Below are 23708 nucleotides of genomic sequence, written 5' to 3'. Positions count from 1 at the left end.
TTTGTAACGTGTGGTATCCACCGATGGCGGTGGCGCAAACCAAGGGGTTTGCAAGATTTTCTGGCTGCTTCCGTCGGGAGGGAGCCAAACAAGCAGGTGACCAAGCTGGGGAACGCTGATGGCTTACTCATATACTGAGAAAAAACGTATCCGCAAGGACTTTAGCAAGTTGCCGGACGTAATGGATGTGCCGTATCTCTTGGCCATCCAGCTGGATTCGTATCGCGAATTCCTGCAGGCGGGAGCGACCAAAGATCAGTTCCGCGACGTCGGTCTGCATGCAGCCTTCAAATCCGTTTTCCCGATCATCAGCTACTCCGGCAATGCTGCGCTGGAGTATGTAGGTTATCGCTTGGGCGAACCGGCATTTGATGTCAAGGAATGCGTGCTGCGCGGTGTGACTTACGCTGTACCTTTGCGAGTCAAGGTCCGTCTGATCATTTTCGACAAAGAATCGTCGAACAAAGCGATCAAGGACATCAAAGAGCAAGAAGTCTACATGGGTGAAATCCCCCTGATGACTGAAAACGGTACCTTTGTAATCAATGGTACCGAGCGCGTTATCGTGTCTCAGCTTCACCGTTCGCCTGGCGTATTCTTCGACCACGACCGTGGCAAGACGCACAGCTCCGGCAAGCTGCTTTACTCCGCTCGTATCATTCCTTACCGCGGTTCGTGGCTGGACTTCGAGTTCGATCCGAAAGACTGCGTATTCGTCCGTATCGACCGTCGTCGCAAGCTGCCTGCGTCTGTACTTTTGCGCGCGCTGGGTTATACCACCGAGCAAGTGCTCGATGCGTTCTACACCACCAACGTATTCCATGTGCGCGGCGAAAACCTGAGCCTGGAACTGGTGCCTCAGCGCCTGCGTGGCGAGATTGCCGTTCTGGACATTCTGGACGACAAGGGCAAGGTCATTGTCGAGCAGGGTCGCCGTATCACTGCCCGTCACATCAACCAGCTGGAAAAAGCCGGGATCAAAGAGCTGGAAGTACCTCTGGACTACGTCCTGGGCCGTACGACTGCCAAGGTCATCGTGCATCCAGCCACTGGTGAGATCATTGCCGAGTGCAACACCGAGCTGAACACCGAGATTCTGGGCAAGATCGCCAAGGCTCAGGTCGTTCGCATCGAGACGCTGTACACCAATGATATCGACTGCGGTCCGTTCGTCTCCGACACGCTGAAGATCGACTCCACCAGCAACCAACTGGAAGCGCTGGTCGAGATCTACCGCATGATGCGTCCTGGCGAGCCACCGACCAAAGATGCTGCCGAAACGCTGTTCAACAACCTGTTCTTCAGTCCTGAGCGCTATGACCTGTCTGCTGTAGGTCGTATGAAGTTCAACCGTCGTATCGGTCGTACCGAAATCGAAGGTTCGGGCGTGCTGTGCAAGGAAGACATCGTAGCGGTTCTCAAGACCCTCGTTGATATCCGTAACGGCAAAGGCATCGTCGATGACATCGACCACCTCGGTAACCGTCGTGTTCGTTGCGTAGGCGAGATGGCCGAGAACCAGTTCCGTGTAGGTCTGGTCCGTGTTGAGCGTGCGGTCAAAGAGCGTCTGTCCATGGCAGAAAGCGAAGGTCTGATGCCTCAGGACCTGATCAATGCCAAGCCTGTTGCGGCGGCGGTCAAAGAGTTCTTCGGCTCCAGCCAGCTCTCCCAGTTCATGGACCAGAACAACCCGCTTTCGGAGATTACTCACAAGCGTCGTGTCTCTGCACTCGGCCCTGGTGGTCTGACCCGCGAACGCGCCGGCTTTGAGGTTCGAGACGTTCACCCGACTCACTATGGTCGCGTGTGCCCGATCGAGACGCCGGAAGGTCCGAACATTGGTCTGATCAACTCCTTGGCGGCTTATGCCCGCACCAACCAGTATGGCTTCCTTGAAAGCCCTTACCGTGTGGTGAAGGAAGGTCTGGTAACCGAAGAAATCGTTTTCCTTTCGGCAATCGAAGAAGCGGACCACGTCATTGCCCAGGCTTCGGCCGCAATGAACGACAAGCAAGAGCTGATCGACGAGCTGGTTGCTGTGCGTCACTTGAACGAGTTCACCGTCAAGGCGCCAGCCGATGTCACCCTGATGGACGTTTCGCCCAAGCAGGTAGTTTCGGTAGCTGCGTCGCTGATCCCGTTCCTCGAGCACGATGACGCCAACCGTGCATTGATGGGTTCGAACATGCAGCGTCAGGCTGTACCCACCCTGCGTGCCGACAAGCCGCTGGTAGGTACCGGCATGGAGCGCAACGTTGCTCGCGACTCCGGCGTTTGCGTCGTGGCCCGTCGTGGTGGCGTGATCGATTCGGTTGATGCCAGTCGTATCGTTGTTCGCGTAGCCGATGACGAAGTTGAAACAGGTGAGGCGGGTGTAGATATCTACAACCTGACCAAATACACCCGTTCGAACCAGAACACCTGCATCAACCAGCGTCCGCTGGTCAGCAAGGGTGATCGTGTTCAGCGTAGCGACATCATGGCCGATGGTCCGTCCACCGATATGGGTGAACTGGCGTTGGGTCAAAACATGCGCATCGCGTTCATGGCCTGGAACGGTTTCAACTTCGAAGACTCCATCTGTCTTTCCGAGCGTGTCGTTCAGGAAGACCGCTTCACCACGATCCATATTCAGGAACTGACCTGTGTGGCGCGTGACACCAAGCTTGGGCCTGAGGAAATTACAGCTGACATCCCGAACGTGGGTGAAGCTGCTCTGAACAAGCTGGACGAAGCCGGTATCGTTTATGTAGGCGCTGAAGTTGGCGCTGGTGACATCCTGGTGGGCAAGGTCACTCCGAAAGGCGAGACCCAGCTGACTCCAGAAGAAAAACTGTTGCGCGCGATCTTCGGTGAGAAGGCCAGCGACGTTAAAGACACCTCCCTGCGCGTGCCAACCGGCACCAAGGGTACGGTCATTGACGTTCAGGTCTTCACCCGTGATGGCGTCGAGCGTGATGCGCGTGCCCTGTCCATCGAGAAGTCGCAACTCGACGAGATCCGCAAGGACCTGAACGAAGAGTTCCGTATTGTCGAAGGCGCTACGTTCGAACGTCTGCGCTCTGCACTGGTAGGTCGCGTAGCAGAAGGCGGTGCTGGCCTGAAGAAAGGTCAGGAAATCACCAACGAAGTACTCGACGGTCTTGAGCATGGTCAGTGGTTCAAGCTGCGCATGGCTGAAGACGCTCTGAACGAGCAGCTCGAGAAAGCTCAGGCTTACATCGTTGATCGTCGTCGCCTTCTGGATGACAAATTCGAAGACAAGAAACGCAAACTGCAGCAAGGCGATGACCTGGCTCCAGGCGTTTTGAAAATCGTCAAGGTTTACCTGGCAATCCGTCGTCGCATCCAGCCGGGCGACAAGATGGCCGGTCGTCACGGTAACAAGGGTGTGGTCTCCGTGATCATGCCGGTTGAAGACATGCCGCACGATGCCAACGGCACTCCGGTAGACATCGTCCTCAACCCGCTGGGCGTACCTTCGCGTATGAACGTTGGTCAGATTCTCGAAACTCACCTCGGCCTCGCGGCCAAAGGTCTGGGCGAGAAGATCAACCGCATGCTCGAAGAGCAGCGTAAAGTGATTGAGCTGCGCAAGTTCCTCAACGAGATCTATAACGAAATCGGTGGTCGTCAGGAAACGCTTGAAGACCTCTCCGACAGCGAAATTCTGGACCTCGCCAAGAACCTGCGTAACGGCGTACCGATGGCTACCCCGGTTTTCGACGGTGCCAAAGAGAGCGAAATCAAGGCAATGCTCAAGCTGGCAGATATGCCGGAAAGCGGCCAGATGCAGCTGTTTGACGGTCGTACCGGCAACAAGTTTGAGCGCGCTGTAACTGTTGGCTACATGTACATGCTGAAGCTGAACCACTTGGTGGACGACAAGATGCACGCGCGTTCCACTGGTTCGTACAGCCTGGTTACCCAGCAGCCGCTGGGTGGTAAGGCACAGTTCGGTGGTCAGCGTTTCGGGGAGATGGAAGTGTGGGCGCTGGAAGCATACGGCGCGGCGTACACTCTGCAAGAAATGCTCACAGTGAAGTCGGACGATGTGAACGGTCGTACCAAGATGTACAAAAACATCGTGGACGGCGATCACCGTATGGAGCCGGGCATGCCCGAGTCTTTCAACGTGTTGATCAAAGAAATCCGTTCGCTCGGTATCGATATCGATCTGGAAACCGAATAACACGTGACGCGAATCGGGGGCAGGGCGGTATTGCCTGCTCCCCTGCTCCGCCAGGAGGAAAGCCTTGAAAGACCTACTGAATTTGCTGAAAAACCAGGGTCAAGTCGAAGAGTTCGACGCAATCCGTATCGGACTTGCATCGCCTGAGATGATCCGCTCTTGGTCGTTCGGTGAAGTTAAAAAACCGGAAACGATCAACTACCGTACGTTCAAGCCTGAGCGTGATGGTCTGTTCTGCGCCAAGATCTTTGGCCCGGTAAAAGATTACGAGTGCCTGTGCGGTAAGTACAAGCGCCTGAAGCACCGCGGTGTTATCTGCGAAAAGTGCGGTGTCGAAGTGGCTCTGGCCAAGGTTCGTCGCGAGCGTATGGCTCACATCGAACTGGCTTCGCCAGTCGCGCACATCTGGTTCCTGAAATCGCTGCCGTCCCGTATCGGCTTGCTGATGGACATGACCCTGCGTGATATCGAACGCGTTCTCTACTTCGAGAGCTATGTCGTTATCGATCCAGGCATGACGACCCTTGAAAAGGGCCAACTGCTGAATGACGAGCAGTACTTCGAAGCCCTCGAAGAGTTCGGTGATGACTTTGATGCCCGTATGGGTGCTGAAGCTGTCCGCGAGCTGCTGCACGCTATCGATCTGGAGCACGAAATTGGCCGTCTGCGTGAAGAAATTCCGCAAACCAATTCCGAGACCAAGATCAAGAAGCTGTCCAAGCGTCTGAAGCTGATGGAAGCCTTCCAGGGTTCCGGCAACCTCCCTGAGTGGATGGTGCTGACCGTTCTGCCGGTTCTGCCGCCAGATCTGCGTCCTCTGGTTCCGCTTGACGGTGGTCGTTTCGCGACGTCCGACCTCAACGATCTGTATCGTCGAGTGATCAACCGTAACAACCGTCTGAAGCGTCTGCTGGACCTGTCCGCTCCCGATATCATCGTGCGCAACGAAAAGCGCATGCTGCAGGAAGCGGTCGATGCTCTGCTCGACAACGGTCGTCGCGGTCGCGCTATTACCGGTTCGAACAAGCGTCCTCTGAAATCCCTGGCTGACATGATCAAGGGTAAGCAGGGTCGTTTCCGTCAGAACTTGCTCGGTAAGCGTGTTGACTACTCGGGTCGTTCGGTTATTACCGTAGGTCCTACGCTGCGTCTGCACCAGTGCGGTCTGCCGAAGAAAATGGCTCTCGAGCTGTTCAAGCCGTTCATCTTCGGCAAGCTTGAAATGCGTGGCCTGGCCACGACCATCAAAGCTGCCAAGAAAATGGTCGAGCGCGAGCTGCCGGAAGTATGGGACGTTCTCGCTGAAGTGATTCGCGAACACCCGGTGCTTCTGAACCGTGCGCCAACGCTTCACCGTCTGGGCATCCAGGCGTTTGAACCGGTTCTGATCGAAGGTAAGGCTATCCAGCTGCACCCGCTGGTCTGCGCCGCGTACAACGCCGACTTCGACGGTGACCAGATGGCCGTTCACGTACCTTTGACGCTGGAAGCCCAGCTTGAAGCGCGTGCGCTCATGATGTCGACCAACAACATTCTGTCGCCAGCTAACGGTGAGCCAATCATCGTTCCTTCGCAGGACGTTGTACTGGGTTTGTACTACATGACTCGCGAAGCGATCAACGCCAAGGGCGAAGGTCGCGTATTTGCGGATCTGCAGGAAGTCGATCGCGTATTCCGCGCCGGCGAAGCGGCTTTGCACGCCAAGGTCAAGGTTCGTATCCACGAAACGGTCAACGACCGTGATGGTGGCAGCGTCAAGAACACCCGTATCGTAGACACTACTGTCGGCCGTGCGCTGTTGTTCCAGGTGGTTCCGGCCGGCCTGTCCTACGACGTCGTCAACCAACCGATGAAGAAAAAGGCGATCTCCAAACTGATCAACCAGTGCTACCGCGTGGTGGGTTTGAAAGAGACCGTTATCTTCGCTGACCAGTTGATGTACACCGGTTTTGCCTACTCGACCATTTCGGGCGTATCCATCGGCGTTAACGACTTCGTTATCCCGGATGAAAAAGCTCGCATCATCGACGCAGCCACCGAAGAAGTTAAAGAGATCGAAAGCCAGTACGCTTCGGGCCTGGTCACTCAGGGCGAGAAGTACAACAAGGTAATCGACCTTTGGTCCAAGGCGAACGACGAAGTCTCGAAAGCGATGATGTCGAACCTGTCCAAAGAGCGCGTTATTGATCGTCACGGCGTCGAAGTTGATCAGGAATCCTTCAACTCGATGTACATGATGGCTGACTCCGGGGCGCGTGGTTCTGCTGCCCAGATTCGTCAGCTGGCCGGTATGCGTGGTCTGATGGCCAAGCCTGACGGCTCCATCATTGAGACACCGATCACTGCGAACTTCCGTGAAGGTTTGAGCGTACTTCAGTACTTCATCTCTACTCACGGTGCTCGTAAGGGTCTTGCGGATACGGCATTGAAAACCGCTAACTCCGGTTATCTGAGCCGTCGTCTGGTAGACGTGGCTCAGGATCTGGTGGTTACCGAGGTCGATTGCGGTACCGAGCATGGTCTGCTGATGACTCCGCACATTGAAGGCGGTGACGTTGTAGAGCCGTTGGGTGAGCGCGTACTGGGTCGAGTCATCGCCCGTGATGTGTTCAAGCCGGGTACAGAAGACATCATCGTTCCTGCTGGCACGCTGGTAGACGAGAAGTGGGTTGAGTTCATCGAGCTGAACAGCATCGACGAAGTCATCGTTCGCTCGCCAATCAGCTGTGAAACCCGCTACGGCATCTGCGCCAAGTGCTACGGTCGCGATCTGGCTCGCGGTCACCAGGTCAACATCGGTGAAGCTGTCGGCGTTATCGCTGCACAGTCGATCGGTGAGCCGGGTACCCAGCTGACAATGCGTACGTTCCACATCGGTGGTGCGGCAAGCCGTACTTCGGCAGCTGACAGCGTTCAGGTGAAGAATGGCGGTACTGTCCGTCTTCACAACCTGAAGCACGTAGAGCGTGTCGATGGTCACCTGGTTGCAGTATCCCGTTCCGGCGAACTGGCAATCGCAGATGACTTCGGTCGTGAGCGTGAGCGTTACAAGCTGCCTTACGGTGCAGTGATTTCGGTGAAGGAAGGCGACAAGGTCGACGCTGGCTCGATCGTGGCCAAGTGGGATCCGCACACTCACCCAATCGTCACCGAGATGAAAGGTACTGTTACGTACGTCGGCATGGAAGAAGGCATCACGATCAAGCGTCAGACAGACGAATTGACCGGTATGACCAACATCGAAGTGCTTGACGCGAAAGATCGCCCGGCTGCCGGTAAGGACATCCGTCCTGCTGTGAAGATGGTCGGTCTGGATGGCAAGGATCTGCTGTTGCCAGGTACAGACGTACCGGCTCAGTACTTCCTGCCGGCGAACGCCCTCGTTGGTGTTGCTGACGGTGCGCAAATCGCGATCGGTGATGTTATCGCTCGTATTCCACAGGAAACGTCGAAGACTCGTGACATCACCGGTGGTCTGCCGCGTGTTGCCGACTTGTTTGAAGCGCGTCGTCCGAAAGAGGCGTCGATTCTTGCAGAAGTCAGCGGTACCATCGCATTCGGTAAAGAGACCAAAGGCAAGCGCCGTCTGGTCATTACTCCGAACGACGGTAGCGATCCGTACGAAGAGCTGATTCCGAAGTGGCGTCACCTGAACGTCTTCGAAGGCGAGCAAGTGAACCGCGGCGAAGTTATCTCCGACGGTCCGAGCGATCCACACGATATCCTGCGTTTGTTGGGTGTCAGTGCGCTGGCCAAGTACATCGTCAACGAGATTCAGGACGTATACCGTCTGCAAGGCGTGAAGATCAACGATAAGCACATCGAGACCATCCTGCGTCAGATGCTGCGTAAAGTTGAGATTGCCGAGTCTGGCGATTCCAGTTTCATCAAGGGCGACCAGATGGAGCTGACTCACGTACTGGTAGAAAACGAGCGTCTGAGCACGGAAGACAAGTTTGTTTCCAAGTTCACTCGCGTGTTGCTGGGTATCACCAAGGCATCGCTGTCCACCGAGTCGTTCATCTCCGCGGCCTCCTTCCAGGAGACCACACGCGTACTGACCGAAGCGGCTGTGACAGGCAAGCGCGATTACCTGCGCGGCCTGAAGGAAAACGTGGTTGTGGGTCGTTTGATCCCGGCCGGTACCGGTCTGGCTTACCACAGCGAGCGCAAGCGCCGCCGTGAAATGGACAAACCGACCCGTGTCAGCGCGAGCGAAGTAGAAGCCGCTCTGACTGAAGCGTTGAACTCCAGCGGTAATTAAGACCAAAGCCTCGGCATTTTCATTCGGCGGGCGGCACATCATGTGCTGTTTGCCGGACGAAGCGGCCGGGGCTTTGTCTTGACTGGGGGCGGGATCCTCTTTAGACTCTTGTACCCCTAAATTTGGCGGGGCTTGTGCCTCGTCATTTGCTTTTCTTGTAAGACAATAGCGTCGCAAGACAACAGTGGAGCTAGTAGATGGCAACTATCAACCAGCTGGTACGTCAGCCGCGTAAGCGTATCGTCGAGAAATCCGACGTGCCTGCGCTGCAGAACTGCCCGCAACGTCGCGGTGTATGCACTCGTGTGTATACCACCACGCCGAAAAAACCTAACTCGGCATTGCGTAAAGTCTGCCGTGTGCGCCTGACCAACGGTTTCGAGGTTTCCTCGTACATCGGTGGTGAAGGTCACAACCTGCAAGAGCACAGCGTGGTACTGATCCGTGGCGGTCGTGTAAAAGACTTGCCAGGTGTTCGTTATCACACCGTTCGTGGTTCTCTGGATACTTCCGGCGTTAAAGGCCGTAACCAGGGTCGCTCGAAATACGGTACCAAGAAGCCTAAGTAGTCTTTGGCTTCTGTTTGAAATTGCAGATTTCTATTTTTCTGAGTCGATAAGAGTAAGGTCGGGCGCATCCTTCTACGGATGGTGGTCCCGAGCTAACCTGAAGACCGTTTGAGGGCTTATCCATGCCAAGAAGACGCGTAGCAGCCAAGCGCGAAGTGCTTGACGATCCAAAATACGGCAGCCAGATTCTGGCCAAGTTCATGAACCACGTGATGGAAAGCGGCAAGAAAGCCGTTGCCGAGCGTATCGTTTATGGCGCGCTGGAAAAGGTTAAAGAACGTAAGAACAGCGATCCCCTGGAAATCTTCGAGAAAGCTCTCGACGCCATCGCTCCGCTGGTCGAAGTAAAGTCGCGCCGTGTAGGCGGTGCTACTTACCAGGTTCCTGTCGAAGTTCGTCCGTCCCGTCGTAATGCTCTGGCAATGCGTTGGCTGGTAGACTTCGCGCGCAAGCGCGGTGAGAAATCCATGGCTCTGCGTTTGGCTGGCGAACTGATGGACGCCGCCGAAGGTAAAGGTGCTGCGGTTAAGAAGCGTGAAGACGTGCACCGTATGGCTGAAGCCAACAAGGCTTTCTCGCACTACCGCTTCTAATTTCAGCGTCACTAATTTTGCGAGGGCTTTATGGCTCGTACTACTCCGATTGGCCGCTACCGTAACATTGGTATCGTCGCTCACGTGGATGCTGGTAAAACCACCACCACCGAGCGCGTCCTTTTTTACACCGGCAAAAGCCACAAAATGGGCGAGGTGCATGATGGCGCCGCGACCACGGACTGGATGGTTCAGGAGCAGGAGCGTGGTATTACCATTACTTCTGCTGCTATTACTGCCTTTTGGCAGGGTTCCGAGAAGCAGCACAAAGACCAATACCGCTTCAACGTCATTGACACCCCGGGCCACGTTGACTTCACCATTGAAGTTGAGCGTTCCCTGCGTGTACTCGACGGCGCGGTCGTTGTGTTCTGTGGTACTTCCGGCGTAGAACCTCAGTCCGAAACCGTATGGCGTCAAGCCAACAAATACGGTGTTCCGCGTATCGTTTACGTGAACAAGATGGACCGTGCAGGTGCTAACTTTCTGCGCGTAATTGCTCAGATCAAACAGCGTCTGGGCCACACGCCGGTGCCGATTCAGTTGGCTATCGGTGCTGAAGACAACTTCCAGGGTCAGATCGACCTGATGTCCATGGAAGCTGTTTACTGGAATGATGCTGACAAAGGCATGGTTCCACGTCGCGAGCCTATCCCTGCTGAATTGCAGGAACTGGCTGACGAGTGGCGCGGCAACATGGTTGAGGCTGCGGCCGAAGCCAGCGAAGAGCTGATGAACAAGTACCTCGAGGGTGAAGAGCTCACCAACGAGGAAATCAAGGCCGCTCTGCGTCAGCGTACTATCGCTGGTGAGATCGTTCTTGCTGTTTGCGGTTCTTCCTTCAAGAACAAGGGTGTTCCCTTGGTTCTCGACGCCGTGATCGACTACCTGCCGGCTCCAATCGATATTCCTGCTATCAAGGGTTCCGATCCTGATAACGAGGAAATCTTGATGGAGCGTCATGCAGACGACAACGAGCCGTTCTCGGCTCTGGCGTTCAAGATCGCTACTGACCCATTCGTGGGTACCCTGACCTTCGTCCGTGTTTACTCGGGCGTGTTGGCATCCGGCGACGGTGTGATCAACTCGGTCAAGGGCAAGAAAGAGCGCGTGGGTCGTATGGTGCAAATGCATGCAAACGCTCGCGAAGAGATCAAGGAAGTACGCGCTGGTGACATCGCGGCCTTGATCGGCATGAAGGACGTCACCACTGGTGAAACCTTGTGCAACGCTGACAAGCCAATCATTCTGGTTCGTATGGACTTCCCGGAGCCGGTTATTTCGGTTGCTGTTGAGCCAAAAACCAAGGATGACCAGGAAAAAATGGGTATCGCACTGGGCAAACTTGCTCAGGAAGACCCGTCTTTCCGCGTCAAGACTGATGAAGAGACTGGTCAAACGATCATCTCTGGCATGGGCGAGCTCCACCTGGACATCCTGGTTGACCGGATGCGCCGTGAGTTCAACGTCGAAGCCAACATCGGCAAGCCTCAGGTTTCCTATCGTGAGCGCATCACGAAGAACTGTGAAATCGAAGGCAAGTTCGTTCGTCAATCCGGCGGTCGTGGCCAGTTTGGTCATTGCTGGATCCGTTTTGCACCTGCTGACGAAGGTCAGGAAGGTCTGCAATTCGTAAACGAAGTGGTGGGTGGTGTTGTTCCTAAGGAATACATCCCGGCTATCCAGAAGGGTATCGAAGAGCAGATGAAGAACGGCGTTGTTGCCGGTTATCCGCTGATCGGCCTGAAGGCTACCGTGTTTGATGGTTCCTACCATGACGTCGACTCGAACGAGATGGCGTTTAAGGTGGCTGCCTCCATGGCGACCAAGCAGCTGGCCCAGAAGGGCGGTGGTGAGTTGCTTGAGCCGATCATGGCGGTAGAGGTTGTTACGCCTGAAGACTATATGGGTGACGTGATGGGCGACCTTAACCGTCGTCGCGGCATGATTCTGGGTATGGAAGATACGGTTTCCGGCAAAGTGATTCGTGCCGAGGTTCCGTTGGGTGAGATGTTCGGTTATGCGACCGACGTTCGCTCCATGTCTCAGGGTCGCGCAAGCTACTCTATGGAATTCAAAAAATACAATACAGCGCCGACGCACATCGTTGAAACTGTAACCAAAAAACAAGGCTGATTCAGCGCCTTTAGGCTAGGAGTTATTTGTCGTGGCTAAAGAAAAATTTGATCGTTCCCTTCCGCACGTCAACGTTGGCACCATTGGTCACGTTGACCACGGTAAAACCACACTGACCGCTGCTCTGACTCGCGTCTGCTCCGAAGTTTTCGGTTCGGCTCGTGTTGACTTCGACAAGATCGACAGCGCACCAGAAGAAAAAGCTCGTGGTATCACCATCAACACTGCGCACGTTGAATACAACTCGCTGATCCGTCACTACGCTCACGTTGACTGCCCAGGTCACGCTGACTACGTGAAGAACATGATCACCGGTGCTGCCCAGATGGACGGCGCGATTCTGGTTTGTTCGGCTGCTGATGGTCCGATGCCACAAACTCGTGAGCACATCCTGCTGTCCCGTCAGGTAGGCGTTCCGTACATCGTGGTCTTCCTGAACAAGGCTGACCTGGTAGACGACGCTGAGCTGCTGGAACTGGTTGAGATGGAAGTTCGCGACCTGCTCAGCACTTACGATTTCCCGGGCGACGACACTCCGATCATCATCGGTTCTGCTCGTATGGCTCTGGAAGGCAAAGACGACAACGAAATGGGCACCACTGCCGTTCGTAAACTGGTTGAAACTCTGGACAGCTACATCCCAGAGCCAGTTCGTCTGACCGACAAGCCGTTCCTGATGCCAATCGAAGACGTATTCTCGATCTCTGGTCGCGGTACTGTTGTGACTGGTCGTGTTGAGCGCGGTATCGTCAAGGTTCAAGATCCACTGGAAATCGTTGGTCTGCGTGACACTACCGTCACCACCTGCACCGGTGTTGAAATGTTCCGTAAGCTGCTCGACGAAGGTCGTGCTGGCGAGAACTGTGGCGTCCTGCTGCGCGGCACCAAGCGTGACGACGTTGAGCGTGGCCAGGTTCTGGTCAAGCCAGGCACCGTCAAGCCGCACACTCAGTTCGAAGCTGAAATCTACGTTCTGAGCAAGGAAGAAGGCGGTCGTCACACTCCGTTCTTCAAAGGCTACCGTCCACAGTTCTACTTCCGTACTACCGACGTAACCGGTAGCTGCGAACTGCCGGAAGGCGTAGAAATGGTTATGCCAGGTGATAACGTTAAAGTTTCCGTTACCCTGATCAAGCCAATCGCAATGGAAGATGGTCTGCGTTTCGCAATCCGTGAAGGCGGTCGTACCGTCGGCGCTGGCGTCGTAGCCAAAATCATCGCGTAAGCGTTGATTCCCAAAAAGAGCCCCCGCACTGCGGGGGCTTTTTTATTGGGTTGACACCCTCTTAGCACGTCTATAGAATTGCGCCTCCTTTTAACGGGCGTATTGCGCTCGGTGGGAACAGCAATCTGGAGTCTGAATCCAATGCAAAACCAGCAAATCCGTATCAGGTTGAAGGCTTTTGACCATCGCCTGATCGACCAATCAACCCAGGAAATCGTGGAAACCGCGAAGCGTACTGGGGCACAGGTGCGTGGTCCGATTCCACTGCCGACCCGTAAAGAGCGGTTCACCGTTCTGGTTTCTCCGCACGTCAACAAAGACGCGCGCGACCAGTACGAGATCCGTACTCATAAACGCGTTCTGGACATTGTTCAGCCAACGGAAAAAACCGTTGATGCGCTTATGAAGCTTGATCTTGCGGCCGGTGTGGAAGTTCAGATCAGCCTCGGCTAAGACTTGGGTCTTAGTCGTGTAACGCTCTGAAATGGGCGGCCATAGCGGGTGAAAGCCCCGTACACTCATGAGGTTTACAACATGACTATTGGTGTAGTCGGTCGTAAATGCGGTATGACCCGTATTTTCACCGAAGAAGGTGTCTCCATTCCGGTCACGGTCATTGAGATCGAGCCGAATCGCGTCACTCAGTTCAAAACCGAAGAAACCGATGGCTATCGTGCAGTGCAAGTCACTGTAGGCGAGCGTCGTGCTTCGCGTGTTACAGCCGCTCAGGCTGGTCACTTCGCCAAGGCGAACGTAGCCGCCGGTCGTACCGTCATGGAATTCCGTCTTGAAGAAGGCGACTACCAGGCTGGCGATCAGATCAACGCTGAAATCTTCGCTGCTGGTCAACTGGTTGATGTAACCGGTCAGTCCAAAGGTAAAGGCTTCCAGGGTACGATCAAGCGTTGGAATTTCCGTGGTCAAGACAATACCCACGGTAACTCCGTCTCCCACCGCGTCCCAGGCTCTATCGGCCAGTGCCAGACTCCTGGTCGTGTATTCAAGGGCAAAAAAATGTCCGGTCATATGGGCGCTGAACGCGTGACCGTGCAGTCCCTCGAAGTAGTGCGCGTGGACGCTGAACGCAATCTGTTGTTGGTCAAGGGTGCTGTTCCTGGCGCTACTGGCGGCAACCTGGTTGTACGTCCGGCAGCCAAGGCTCGCGGTTAAGGGGAAGCTGACATGCAATTAAATGTAAATGACGCTCAGGCAATCGAAGTTTCCGAACTGACATTTGGCGGCGAATTCAACGAGACGCTGGTTCACCAGGCAGTCGTGGCCTACATGGCTGGCGGTCGTCAGGGTAGCAAGCGGCAAGAGGCCCGTTCCTACGTTCGTGGTGGCGGGAAGCGCCCGTGGCGTCAGAAAGGTACTGGCCGTGCTCGTGCCGGTACTATCCGTAGCCCAATCTGGCGTGGCGGCGGTACCACTTTCGCAGCTCGTCCTCAGGATCACACTCAGAAGCTCAACAAGAAGATGTATCGCGCAGCTCTGCGCTCCATTCTTGCTGAACTGGTTCGTACTGATCGTCTGGTCGTGGTTCAGGACTTCGCTGTTGAAGCACCGAAAACCAAAGATTTGCTGAACAAGCTGACTGGCATGGGCCTGACTGACGTCCTGATCGTGTCTGACGCTGTTGACCAAAATCTGTACCTGGCTGCTCGTAACCTGCCGCACGTCGATGTACGTGATGTTCAAGGTTCCGATCCAGTTAGTCTGATCGCATACGACAAAGTGTTGATCACTGTGTCGGCCGTGAAGAAATTCGAGGAGCTGCTGGGATGAACCAGGAACGCGTATTTAAAGTTCTGCTTGGCCCGCACGTTTCCGAGAAGGCTACGGTTCTGGCAGACAAAAAAGGTCAGTTCGTTTTCAAGGTTGCTACTGACGCAACCAAGCTGGAAATCAAGAAGGCCGTCGAAAGCCTGTTCAGCGTGAAAGTAGAGCGTGTTACTACCCTGAATGTTCTGGGTAAGAGCAAGCGCACTGCTCGCGGTCTGGGCAAGCGTAATGACTGGAAGAAGGCAGTTATCTCCCTTCAGCCAGGCCAAGATCTCGATTTCAGCAGCAGTGCTGAGTAAGGAAGGGGTGCATCATGGCAATCGTTAAATGCAAACCGACTTCCCCTGGCCGCCGTTTTGTGGTCAAGGTGGTCAACCAGGAGCTGCATAAAGGCGCTCCTCACGCACCGCTGCTCGAGAAAAAATCGAAGTCTGGTGGTCGTAACAACAATGGTCGTATTACTACCCGTCATATCGGTGGTGGCCATAAACAGCATTATCGTCTGGTCGATTTCCGTCGCAACGACAAGGATGGCATCGCTGCCACCGTCGAGCGTATCGAATACGATCCAAACCGTACTGCACACATTGCTTTGCTGCTTTACGCAGACGGCGAACGCCGCTACATCATTGCCCCTAAAGGCGTGAGTGCTGGTGACCAGCTGATTGCAGGTGCTTTGGCACCTATCAAGCCAGGCAACGCTCTTCAACTGCGCAACATTCCAGTTGGTAGCACCGTACACGGCATCGAACTGAAGCCAGGTAAAGGCGCACAGATCGCTCGCTCCGCTGGTGCCTCGGCACAGCTGATCGCTCGTGAAGGTGTGTACGTTACCCTGCGTCTTCGCTCCGGCGAAATGCGTAAAGTATTGGCTGAATGCCGTGCAACGCTTGGCGAAGTCTCGAACTCCGAGCACAGCCTTCGTTCGCTGGGTAAAGCTGGTGCCAAACGCTGGCGTGGCGTTCGCCCAACCGTTCGTGGTGTTGCCATGAACCCGGTTGACCACCCACATGGTGGTGGTGAAGGTCGTACCTCTGGTGGTCGTCATCCGGTATCGCCGTGGGGCTTCCCGACTAAGGGCGCGAAGACTCGTGGTAATAAGCGTACCGACAAAATGATCGTCCGTCGTCGCAAGTAAATAGAGGGATACGACAGTGCCACGTTCTCTGAAAAAAGGTCCTTTTATTGATCTTCACCTACTGAAGAAGATCGAAGTGGCGGCGGAAAAGAACGATCGCAAACCAGTTAAAACCTGGTCGCGTCGTTCGATGATCCTGCCACAAATGGTCGGTTTGACCATTGCAGTGCATAACGGTCGTCAACATGTTCCCGTTCTTGTGAACGAAGACATGGTCGGCCATAAACTAGGCGAGTTTGCCGGTACCCGCACATATCGTGGGCACGTGGCAGACAAGAAAGCCAAGCGTTAAGGGGTAAGGAACGATGGAAGTAGCCGCTAAGTTGTCGGGCGCTCGAATCTCCGCCCAGAAAGCCCGCTTGGTCGCCGACCAGATCCGCGGGAAGAAGGTGGGCGAAGCGCTCAACCTGTTGGCTTTCAGCAGTAAGAAAGCCGCCGAGATCCTGAAGAAAGTGCTGGAGTCGGCTGTAGCCAACGCCGAGCATAACGAAGGCGCAGACGTTGATGACCTTAAGGTCTCCACCGTTTTCGTCAACGAAGGGCGTTCGCTGAAGCGCATCATGCCACGTGCTAAAGGCCGTGCTGATCGCATCGTCAAGCGGTCTTGCCATATCACTGTCAAGGTTGCTGACAAGTAACGGAGTCGAAGAGATGGGTCAGAAAGTACATCCCATTGGCATTCGCCTGGGAATCGTCAAGGAGCACACCTCCGTCTGGTACGCAGACGGTCGGACTTATGCGGACTATTTGTTCGCTGATCTGAAAGTGCGTGAGTACCTCCAAGACAAATTAAAAAGCGCGTCCGTCAGCCGTATCGATATCCATCGTCCGGCTCAGACAGCACGTATCACCATCCACACCGCTCGTCCAGGTATCGTTATCGGGAAGAAAGGTGAAGATGTTGAGAAACTGCGTCAGGACCTGACCAAGCAAATGGGTGTGCCTGTGCACATCAATATCGAAGAGATCCGTAAGCCGGAGCTCGACGGTATGCTGGTTGCGCAGAGCGTAGCTCAGCAGCTGGAGCGTCGTGTAATGTTCCGTCGCGCTATGAAGCGCGCTGTTCAGAACGCCATGCGCATTGGTGCCAAAGGCATCAAAATCCAAGTGAGCGGTCGTCTCGGCGGTGCTGAAATCGCACGTACTGAATGGTATCGCGAAGGTCGTGTGCCACTGCACACCCTGCGTGCCGACATCGACTATGCCAACTACGAAGCTCACACCACTTACGGTGTGATCGGTGTAAAGGTTTGGATCTTCAAAGGCGAAGTAATTGGTGGTCGCCAAGAAGAACTGAAACCACAAGCACCAGCGCCTCGTAAAAAAGCTGCTAAGTAAGGGGTACGCCAAATGTTGCAACCAAAGCGTACGAAGTTCCGCAAGCAGATGACCGGCCACAACCGTGGTCTGGCACTGCGCGGTAGCAAAGTCAGCTTCGGCGAGTTCGCGCTGAAGTCTGTAGCTCGTGGTCGTCTCACCGCTCGTCAGATCGAGTCAGCGCGTCGTGCTCTGACCCGTCACGTTAAACGTGGCGGCAAGATCTGGATCCGTGTGTTCCCGGACAAGCCTGTCACCAAAAAGCCACTCGAAGTTCGGATGGGTAAAGGTAAAGGTAACGTGGAGTACTGGGTTGCCCAGATTCAGCCAGGCAAAGTCCTGTATGAAATCGAGGGTGTTACTGAAGAGCTGGCGCGTGAGGCTTTCGCCCTGGCTGCTGCAAAGCTGCCGCTCGCCACCTCCTTTGTTAAGCGGACGGTGATGTGATGAAAGCGAATGAACTTCGTGAAAAATCAGCACAGCAGCTGAACGAGCAACTGCTCGGCCTGCTGCGCGACCAGTTCAATCTGCGTATGCAGAAAGCAACTGGCCAGTTGGGGCAGTCTCATCTGCTCTCGCAAGTTAAGCGTGACATCGCTCGCGTGAAAACTGTGCTCAACCAGCAGGCAGGTAAGTAATCATGGCTGAAGCCGAAAAAACTGTCCGTACGCTGACTGGCCGTGTTGTCAGCGACAAGATGGACAAGACCATCACCGTTCTGATCGAGCGTCGCGTAAAGCACCCGATCTACGGTAAATACGTTAAGCGTTCGACTAAGCTGCACGCACACGACGAAACCAATCAATGCCATATCGGCGACAAGGTCACTATTCGTGAAACCCGTCCCGTAGCCAAGACCAAGTCTTGGGCGTTGGTTGATATCCTCGAACGCGCTGTGGAAGTCTAAGGGCTAGGGGTCGGAGAAATTATATGATTCAGACTCAATCCATGCTCGATGTGGCCGATAACAGCGGCGCTCGCCGTGTTATGTGCATCAAGGTGCTGGGTGGCTCCCATCGTCGTTACGCTGGTATCGGTGACATCATCAAAGTGACCGTCAAGGAAGCAATTCCTCGCGGCAAGGTGAAGAAAGGCCAAGTGATGACTGCTGTCGTAGTCCGCACTCGCCATGGTGTTCGTCGTGCAGACGGCTCCATCATCCGCTTCGATGGCAACGCTGCTGTTCTGTTGAACAACAAGCAAGAGCCGATCGGTACCCGTATCTTTGGGCCAGTGACCCGTGAACTTCGTACTGAGAAGTTCATGAAGATCGTCTCGCTCGCCCCAGAAGTGCTCTAAGGAGATCCGAAATGCAAAAGATTCGTCGTGACGACGAGATCATCGTGATCGCCGGCAAAGACAAAGGTAAGCGCGGTAAGGTGCTCAAGGTTCTCGCTGACGACCGTCTGGTCGTTGGTGGGATCAACCTGGTGAAGCGTCATACCAAGCCAAACCCGATGTCGGGCGTACAGGGCGGTATCGTCGAGAAAGAAGCGCCACTGCACGCTTCCAACGTCGCCATTTTCAACGGCGCAACCAACAAGGCTGATCGCGTTGGTTTCAAAGTTGAAGACGGCAAGAAAATTCGTGTCTTCAAGTCGACCCAAAAAGCGGTTGATGCTTGAACACTGCTAGGTAGAAGACCATGGCACGACTAAAAGAGATTTACCGGAAGGAAATCGCTCCGAAGCTTAAAGAAGAACTTAAGCTCTCGAACGTGATGGAAGTTCCGCGCGTTACTAAAATTACCCTGAACATGGGTCTGGGCGAAGCGATCGGTGACAAGAAAATCATCGAGCACGCTGTGGCTGACCTGGAAAAGATCACCGGTCAAAAAGTCGTTGTGACTTACGCTCGGAAATCCATCGCTGGCTTTAAAGTCCGTGAAGGTTGGCCGATCGGCGTCAAAGTGACTCTGCGCCGCGATCGTATGTATGAATTCCTGGATCGTCTGCTGTCGATCTCCCTGCCTCGGGTTCGCGACTTCCGCGGCCTGAATGCCAAGTCCTTCGATGGTCGTGGTAACTACAGCATGGGCGTAAAAGAGCAGATCATTTTCCCGGAAATCGATTACGACAAGATCGATGCTCTCCGCGGTCTGGACATTACCCTGACCACCACTGCCAAGAACGATGACGAAGGTCGCGCATTGCTGCGTGCTTTCAAATTCCCGTTCCGCAACTGATTGGAGTAGGAAAATGGCCAAGAAGAGCATGAAAAACCGTGAGCTGAAGCGTCAGCTCACCGTTGCCAAGTACGCCAAGAAGCGTGCAGAGCTGAAAGCTATCATCGTTGATCTGAACGCCAGTCCAGAAGCGCGTTGGGAAGCTACCGTAGCCCTGCAGAAGCAACCACGTGATGCAAGCGCTGCGCGCATGCGTAACCGTTGCCGCATCACTGGTCGTCCACACGGCGTCTATCGCAAGTTCGGCCTCGGCCGTAACAAGCTGCGTGAAGCGGCTATGCGTGGCGACGTTCCAGGTCTGGTTAAAGCCAGCTGGTAAGGCGCACCTCTCGTTTCGTCCCTTCCGGTTGCGAAAGTCACCGGTCGGGCCGGAGCCTGAATTTGAATCAAGCCCCTTTTGGGGCTTGATTCATTTCCGGGGTAGGGCTAGAATTGCCGGCTCGCCTGAGCCCGTGTTTTCACTTGCCCGGAAGTTCTCGGCGATCAAGCTGTAGCCGCAAGGCTAATTATTTTGTTTTAGGAGCGTCTAGCCCATGAGTATGCAGGACCCGTTAGCGGACATGCTAACTCGTATCCGTAATGCCCAGATGGCTGAAAAGCCCGTCGTAAGCATGCCATCTTCCACGTTGAAGGTTGCTGTAGCAAAAGTCCTGAAGGACGAAGGCTACATTGCGGGTTATCAGATCAGCAGCGAAGTTAAATCCTCGCTGTCCATCGAGCTTAAGTACTTCGAAGGCCGTCCGGTCATCGAAGAGGTTAAGCGCGTCAGCCGCCCAGGCTTGCGTCAGTACAAGTCCTCCGATGATCTGCCGAAAGTTCGTGGCGGTCTTGGTGTGTCTATCGTCTCCACCAGTAAAGGTGTGATGACGGATCGTGCTGCGCGCGCTGCCGGTGTCGGTGGCGAAGTGCTTTGCACTGTGTTCTAAGGGGGGATAAGCATGTCACGCGTAGCTAAGAACCCCGTTAAGTTGCCATCCGGCGTCGAAGTCAAACTCGTCGGCCAGCAACTTTCGGTGAAGGGTGCTAAGGGCACTCTAGAACTGAACGTCCATTCGTCTGTTGAGATTGTTGAAGAAGCTGGTGAGCTGCGTTTCGCTGCTCGCAATGGCGATCAACAAACCCGCGCAATGGCCGGCACCACTCGTGCACTGGTTAACAACATGGTCCAGGGCGTAAGCCAAGGCTTCGAGCGTAAGCTCCAGCTGGTCGGTGTTGGTTACAAGGCGCAAGCAAAAGGCACGGTCCTGAACCTTGCACTTGGCTTCTCGCACCCGGTGGACTATGAATTGCCGAATGGCATCACCGCTGAGACCCCCAGCCAGACCGATATCCTGATTCGCGGTATCGATAAGCAGTTGGTTGGTCAAGTGGCCGCTGAGATCCGCGACTTCCGCCGTCCTGAGCCTTACAAAGGCAAAGGTGTGCGTTACGCGGACGAAGTCGTCCGCCGTAAAGAAGCCAAGAAGAAGTAGGGCATAGCAAATGACCGTCAAAAAAGTTACCCGACTGCGTCGCGCTCGCAAAGCACGCCTGAAAATGCACGAGCTAGAAGTCGTGCGTCTCTGCGTGCACCGCTCTTCGCAGCACATTTATGCCCAGGTCATCTCGGCCGACGGCAGCAAAGTCCTGGCAAGTGCCTCGACTTTGGACAAAGAACTGCGTGATGGCGCCACTGGCAACATCGACGCGGCCACTAAGGTTGGCAAGCTGGTCGCCGAGCGCGCGAAAGCCGCGGGTGTATCGCAAGTCGCTTTCGACCGTTCTGGCTTCAAGTACCACGGCCGTGTCAAAGCGCTGGCTGATGCTGCTCGTGAAGGCGGGCTGGAGTTCTAAGTTATGTCAAATCACGACCAAAAACGCGACGAAGGCTACATCGAGAAGCTGGTTCAAGTTAACCGCGTGGCCAAAACCGTAAAAGGCGGCCGTATCTTCACTTTCACTGCGTTGACCGTAGTGGGTGATGGTAAAGGGCGTGTTGGCTTCGGCCGTGGCAAGTCACGTGAAGTGCCTGCTGCGATCCAGAAGGCGATGGAAGCTGCTCGTCGCAACATGATTCAGGTTGATCTGAACGGCACTACCCTGCAGTACGCAATGAAGTCTGCTCATGGCGCCTCCAAGGTGTACATGCAGCCTGCTTCTGAAGGTACCGGTATCATCGCTGGCGGCGCAATGCGCGCAGTGCTGGAAGTTGCCGGTGTGCAGAACGTATTGGCCAAGTGCTACGGTTCGACTAACCCTGTAAACGTGGTTCACGCCACTTTCAAGGGTTTGAAGGGCATGCAGTCTCCTGAGTCCATCGCTGCCAAACGTGGCAAGCGTGTTGAGGAGATCATCTGATCATGGCTACCGTTAAAGTAACGCTGATCAAAAGCATGACCGGCCGCATCCCTAATCACAGATTGTGCATTAAGGGTTTGGGTCTGCGTCGCATCGGTCACACTGTAGAAGTCCTGGATACTCCCGAAAATCGCGGGATGATCAACAAGGCTTACTACATGCTGCGAGTCGAGGGTTAATCGATGAAACTCAATGATCTGAGTCCAGCGCCGGGTTCCCGTCGCGAAAAGCATCGTCCGGGCCGTGGTATCGGTAGCGGTTTGGGCAAGACCGGTGGTCGTGGCCACAAAGGTCAAAGCTCCCGCTCCGGTGGCACCATTGCTCCGGGCTTTGAGGGCGGCCAACAGCCGCTGCATCGTCGCCTGCCAAAATTCGGTTTCGTTTCCCTGAAGGCCATGGACCGCGCAGAAGTGCGTCTGTCCGAGCTGGCTAAAGTGGAAGGCGACATCGTAACTGTGCAGTCCCTGAAAGATGCCAACGTGATTAACCAGAACGTACAGCGTGTGAAAATCATGCTGTCGGGCGAAGTTACTCGCGCTGTCACTATCAAGGGTATCGCCGCCACCAAAGGTGCGCGTGCGGCTATCGAAGCAGCTGGCGGCAAGTTCGAGGAATAAATGGCTAAGCAAGGTGCTCTCTCTGCGCTCGGCAAGGGCGGTATGTCTGAACTCTGGGCTCGTCTGCGTTTTCTGTTCCTGGCGATTATCGTCTACCGAATAGGCGCACACATCCCGGTTCCAGGTATCAACCCGGACCGACTCGCAGAACTGTTTCGACAGAATGAGGGGACCATTCTTAGCTTGTTCAACATGTTTTCCGGCGGCGCGCTGGAGCGGATGAGCATCTTTGCATTGGGGATCATGCCGTACATTTCGGCGTCGATCATCATGCAGCTGATGACAGCCGTCAGCCCGCAGCTGGAGCAGTTGAAGAAGGAAGGTGAGGCTGGCCGTCGTAAGATAAGCCAGTACACCCGCTACGGCACTGTTGTCCTGGCTCTGGTTCAAGCTATCGGCATGTCCGTTGGCCTGGCGAGTCAGGGCGTTGCGTTTTCTGGGGACCTGGGTTTCCACTTTGTGGCCGTAACTACCTTCGTGGCAGGTGCGATGTTCATGATGTGGCTGGGCGAGCAGATTACCGAACGTGGTGTCGGCAACGGTATCTCGATGTTGATTTTCGCAGGTATCGTCGCTGGTCTTCCGAGAGCGATAGGGCAGTCTTTCGAGTCTGCACGGCAGGGTGATATCAATATTTTCGCTCTGGTTGCGATCGGTTTGCTGGCAGTAGCGATCATCGGTTTTGTGGTGTTCATTGAGCGTGGTCAGCGTCGTATTGCTGTTCACTACGCCAAGCGTCAGCAGGGCCGCAAGGTCTTCGCCGCGCAGACAAGCCACTTGCCGTTGAAAGTGAACATGGCTGGCGTAATTCCAGCCATTTTCGCGAGCAGCATTTTGCTGTTCCCGGCTTCGTTGGGTTCCTGGTTCGGTCAGTCTGAAGGTTTGGGCTGGTTGCAGGACATCTCGCAGTCGATCGCTCCTGGTCAGCCGTTGAATATTCTGCTGTTTAGTGCAGGGATTATTTTCTTCTGCTTCTTCTATACGGCGTTGATGTTCAATCCGAAAGACGTAGCGGAAAACCTGAAGAAGTCCGGTGCCTTTATTCCGGGTATTCGTCCAGGTGAGCAGTCGGCACGCTATATTGATGGCGTTTTGACTCGCTTGACCATGTTCGGTGCTCTATATATGACGGCCGTGTGTCTGCTTCCCCAGTTTCTGGTGGTCGCGGCAAACGTTCCGTTCTACCTTGGCGGGACCTCGTTGCTGATCGTGGTCGTGGTTGTGATGGACTTTATGTCGCAAGTGCAATCTCACCTCGTTTCGCACCAGTATGAATCCCTGATGAAGAAAGCCAACCTGAAGGGCTACGGTGGCAGCGGCGGTATGCTGCGCTGAAGCACCCCTAAGGTTCGA

28 protein-coding genes are annotated in these 23708 nt (G+C 54.9%); all 28 read left to right on the top strand.

Translation table 11 applies throughout. The features are described 5' to 3' along the window. Positions 1-118 precede the first annotated feature (118 nt). The 28 genes from rpoB (at position 119) to secY (ending at position 23690) form a co-directional block, all read left to right on the top strand. Positions 119-4192, top strand: a complete 4074-nt coding sequence (gene rpoB / locus BW686_RS23540) for a DNA-directed RNA polymerase subunit beta (RefSeq protein WP_084919979.1) — start codon at positions 119-121, stop codon at positions 4190-4192. 64 nt (positions 4193-4256) lie between these two features. Beyond that, positions 4257-8456, top strand: a complete 4200-nt coding sequence (gene rpoC, locus BW686_RS23535; protein WP_084919976.1) for a DNA-directed RNA polymerase subunit beta' — start codon at positions 4257-4259, stop codon at positions 8454-8456. Positions 8457-8653: 197 nt separating this feature from the next. Beyond that, on the top strand, positions 8654-9025 hold the full coding sequence (gene rpsL / locus BW686_RS23530) for a 30S ribosomal protein S12 (RefSeq protein WP_002555494.1): 372 nt from the start codon (positions 8654-8656) through the stop codon (positions 9023-9025). Positions 9026-9147: 122 nt separating this feature from the next. After that, entirely contained in the window at positions 9148-9618 is a 471-nt protein-coding gene (rpsG, locus tag BW686_RS23525; RefSeq protein ID WP_004397077.1) for a 30S ribosomal protein S7, read from the top strand. Positions 9619-9648: 30 nt separating this feature from the next. Further along, complete coding sequence (fusA, locus tag BW686_RS23520; RefSeq protein WP_084919973.1) at positions 9649-11754, top strand: elongation factor G; 2106 nt, start codon at positions 9649-9651, stop codon at positions 11752-11754. Positions 11755-11785: 31 nt separating this feature from the next. Further along, positions 11786-12979 (top strand): elongation factor Tu, encoded by a 1194-nt coding sequence (tuf, locus tag BW686_RS23515; protein ID WP_074817517.1) that lies wholly within the window; start codon positions 11786-11788, stop codon positions 12977-12979. A 141-nt stretch (positions 12980-13120) separates the two neighbouring features. Beyond that, positions 13121-13432, top strand: coding sequence for a 30S ribosomal protein S10 (rpsJ, locus tag BW686_RS23510; protein WP_002555491.1), 312 nt, complete (start codon positions 13121-13123; stop codon positions 13430-13432). A gap of 81 nt (positions 13433-13513) precedes the next feature. Further along, positions 13514-14149 carry a 50S ribosomal protein L3 gene (rplC, locus tag BW686_RS23505; RefSeq protein ID WP_002555490.1) on the top strand — a complete coding sequence of 212 codons (636 nt, stop codon included), beginning with the start codon at positions 13514-13516 and terminating at the stop codon, positions 14147-14149. Positions 14150-14161: 12 nt separating this feature from the next. Beyond that, positions 14162-14764, top strand: a complete 603-nt coding sequence (gene rplD, locus BW686_RS23500) for a 50S ribosomal protein L4 (RefSeq protein WP_084919970.1) — start codon at positions 14162-14164, stop codon at positions 14762-14764. Beyond that, positions 14761-15060 (top strand): 50S ribosomal protein L23, encoded by a 300-nt coding sequence (rplW, locus tag BW686_RS23495; RefSeq protein WP_002555488.1) that lies wholly within the window; start codon positions 14761-14763, stop codon positions 15058-15060. The genes rplD and rplW overlap by 4 nt, the downstream gene beginning before the upstream one ends. A gap of 14 nt (positions 15061-15074) precedes the next feature. Then, a complete protein-coding gene (rplB, locus tag BW686_RS23490; RefSeq protein ID WP_003186055.1) occupies positions 15075-15899 on the top strand; it encodes a 50S ribosomal protein L2 in 825 nt (274 codons plus the stop codon). Between the two features lie 16 nt (positions 15900-15915). Further along, a complete protein-coding gene (gene rpsS, locus BW686_RS23485) occupies positions 15916-16191 on the top strand; it encodes a 30S ribosomal protein S19 (protein ID WP_002555486.1) in 276 nt (91 codons plus the stop codon). Between the two features lie 13 nt (positions 16192-16204). Next, entirely contained in the window at positions 16205-16537 is a 333-nt protein-coding gene (rplV, locus tag BW686_RS23480) for a 50S ribosomal protein L22 (RefSeq protein WP_002555485.1), read from the top strand. A 13-nt stretch (positions 16538-16550) separates the two neighbouring features. Continuing rightward, positions 16551-17237, top strand: coding sequence for a 30S ribosomal protein S3 (gene rpsC / locus BW686_RS23475; protein WP_003176422.1), 687 nt, complete (start codon positions 16551-16553; stop codon positions 17235-17237). A 12-nt stretch (positions 17238-17249) separates the two neighbouring features. Continuing rightward, on the top strand, positions 17250-17663 hold the full coding sequence (gene rplP / locus BW686_RS23470; RefSeq protein ID WP_002555482.1) for a 50S ribosomal protein L16: 414 nt from the start codon (positions 17250-17252) through the stop codon (positions 17661-17663). Next, entirely contained in the window at positions 17663-17854 is a 192-nt protein-coding gene (rpmC, locus tag BW686_RS23465) for a 50S ribosomal protein L29 (RefSeq protein ID WP_002555481.1), read from the top strand. The genes rplP and rpmC overlap by 1 nt, the downstream gene beginning before the upstream one ends. A gap of 2 nt (positions 17855-17856) precedes the next feature. Then, positions 17857-18123 carry a 30S ribosomal protein S17 gene (gene rpsQ / locus BW686_RS23460; protein ID WP_002555480.1) on the top strand — a complete coding sequence of 89 codons (267 nt, stop codon included), beginning with the start codon at positions 17857-17859 and terminating at the stop codon, positions 18121-18123. A gap of 23 nt (positions 18124-18146) precedes the next feature. Further along, complete coding sequence (gene rplN / locus BW686_RS23455) at positions 18147-18515, top strand: 50S ribosomal protein L14 (RefSeq protein ID WP_002555479.1); 369 nt, start codon at positions 18147-18149, stop codon at positions 18513-18515. A gap of 11 nt (positions 18516-18526) precedes the next feature. Beyond that, positions 18527-18841 carry a 50S ribosomal protein L24 gene (gene rplX / locus BW686_RS23450; RefSeq protein WP_002555478.1) on the top strand — a complete coding sequence of 105 codons (315 nt, stop codon included), beginning with the start codon at positions 18527-18529 and terminating at the stop codon, positions 18839-18841. Positions 18842-18861: 20 nt separating this feature from the next. Then, on the top strand, positions 18862-19401 hold the full coding sequence (rplE, locus tag BW686_RS23445; RefSeq protein WP_005887091.1) for a 50S ribosomal protein L5: 540 nt from the start codon (positions 18862-18864) through the stop codon (positions 19399-19401). 13 nt (positions 19402-19414) lie between these two features. Beyond that, a complete protein-coding gene (gene rpsN, locus BW686_RS23440; protein WP_002555476.1) occupies positions 19415-19720 on the top strand; it encodes a 30S ribosomal protein S14 in 306 nt (101 codons plus the stop codon). A gap of 214 nt (positions 19721-19934) precedes the next feature. Next, positions 19935-20327: a 30S ribosomal protein S8 gene (rpsH, locus tag BW686_RS23435; RefSeq protein ID WP_002555475.1), complete on the top strand. Its 393-nt coding sequence runs from the start codon at positions 19935-19937 to the stop codon at positions 20325-20327. Positions 20328-20339: 12 nt separating this feature from the next. Further along, entirely contained in the window at positions 20340-20873 is a 534-nt protein-coding gene (gene rplF / locus BW686_RS23430; protein WP_004883684.1) for a 50S ribosomal protein L6, read from the top strand. A 10-nt stretch (positions 20874-20883) separates the two neighbouring features. Further along, positions 20884-21234, top strand: a complete 351-nt coding sequence (gene rplR / locus BW686_RS23425) for a 50S ribosomal protein L18 (RefSeq protein WP_002555473.1) — start codon at positions 20884-20886, stop codon at positions 21232-21234. A gap of 3 nt (positions 21235-21237) precedes the next feature. Next, positions 21238-21738, top strand: a complete 501-nt coding sequence (gene rpsE / locus BW686_RS23420; protein ID WP_003317099.1) for a 30S ribosomal protein S5 — start codon at positions 21238-21240, stop codon at positions 21736-21738. Between the two features lie 2 nt (positions 21739-21740). Continuing rightward, positions 21741-21917 (top strand): 50S ribosomal protein L30, encoded by a 177-nt coding sequence (gene rpmD / locus BW686_RS23415; RefSeq protein WP_002555471.1) that lies wholly within the window; start codon positions 21741-21743, stop codon positions 21915-21917. A 3-nt stretch (positions 21918-21920) separates the two neighbouring features. Further along, a complete protein-coding gene (gene rplO, locus BW686_RS23410) occupies positions 21921-22355 on the top strand; it encodes a 50S ribosomal protein L15 (protein ID WP_002555470.1) in 435 nt (144 codons plus the stop codon). Beyond that, positions 22356-23690, top strand: a complete 1335-nt coding sequence (gene secY / locus BW686_RS23405; RefSeq protein WP_002555469.1) for a preprotein translocase subunit SecY — start codon at positions 22356-22358, stop codon at positions 23688-23690. Positions 23691-23708 lie beyond the last annotated feature (18 nt).

The sequence above is a fragment of the Pseudomonas syringae genome, assembly GCF_002157375.1.
GTDB classification, from domain to species: Bacteria; Pseudomonadota; Gammaproteobacteria; order Pseudomonadales; family Pseudomonadaceae; genus Aquipseudomonas; species Aquipseudomonas syringae_T.
The sequence above is the reverse complement of the archived record's forward strand: the minus strand, read 5'-3'. Positions and strand labels throughout refer to the sequence as shown.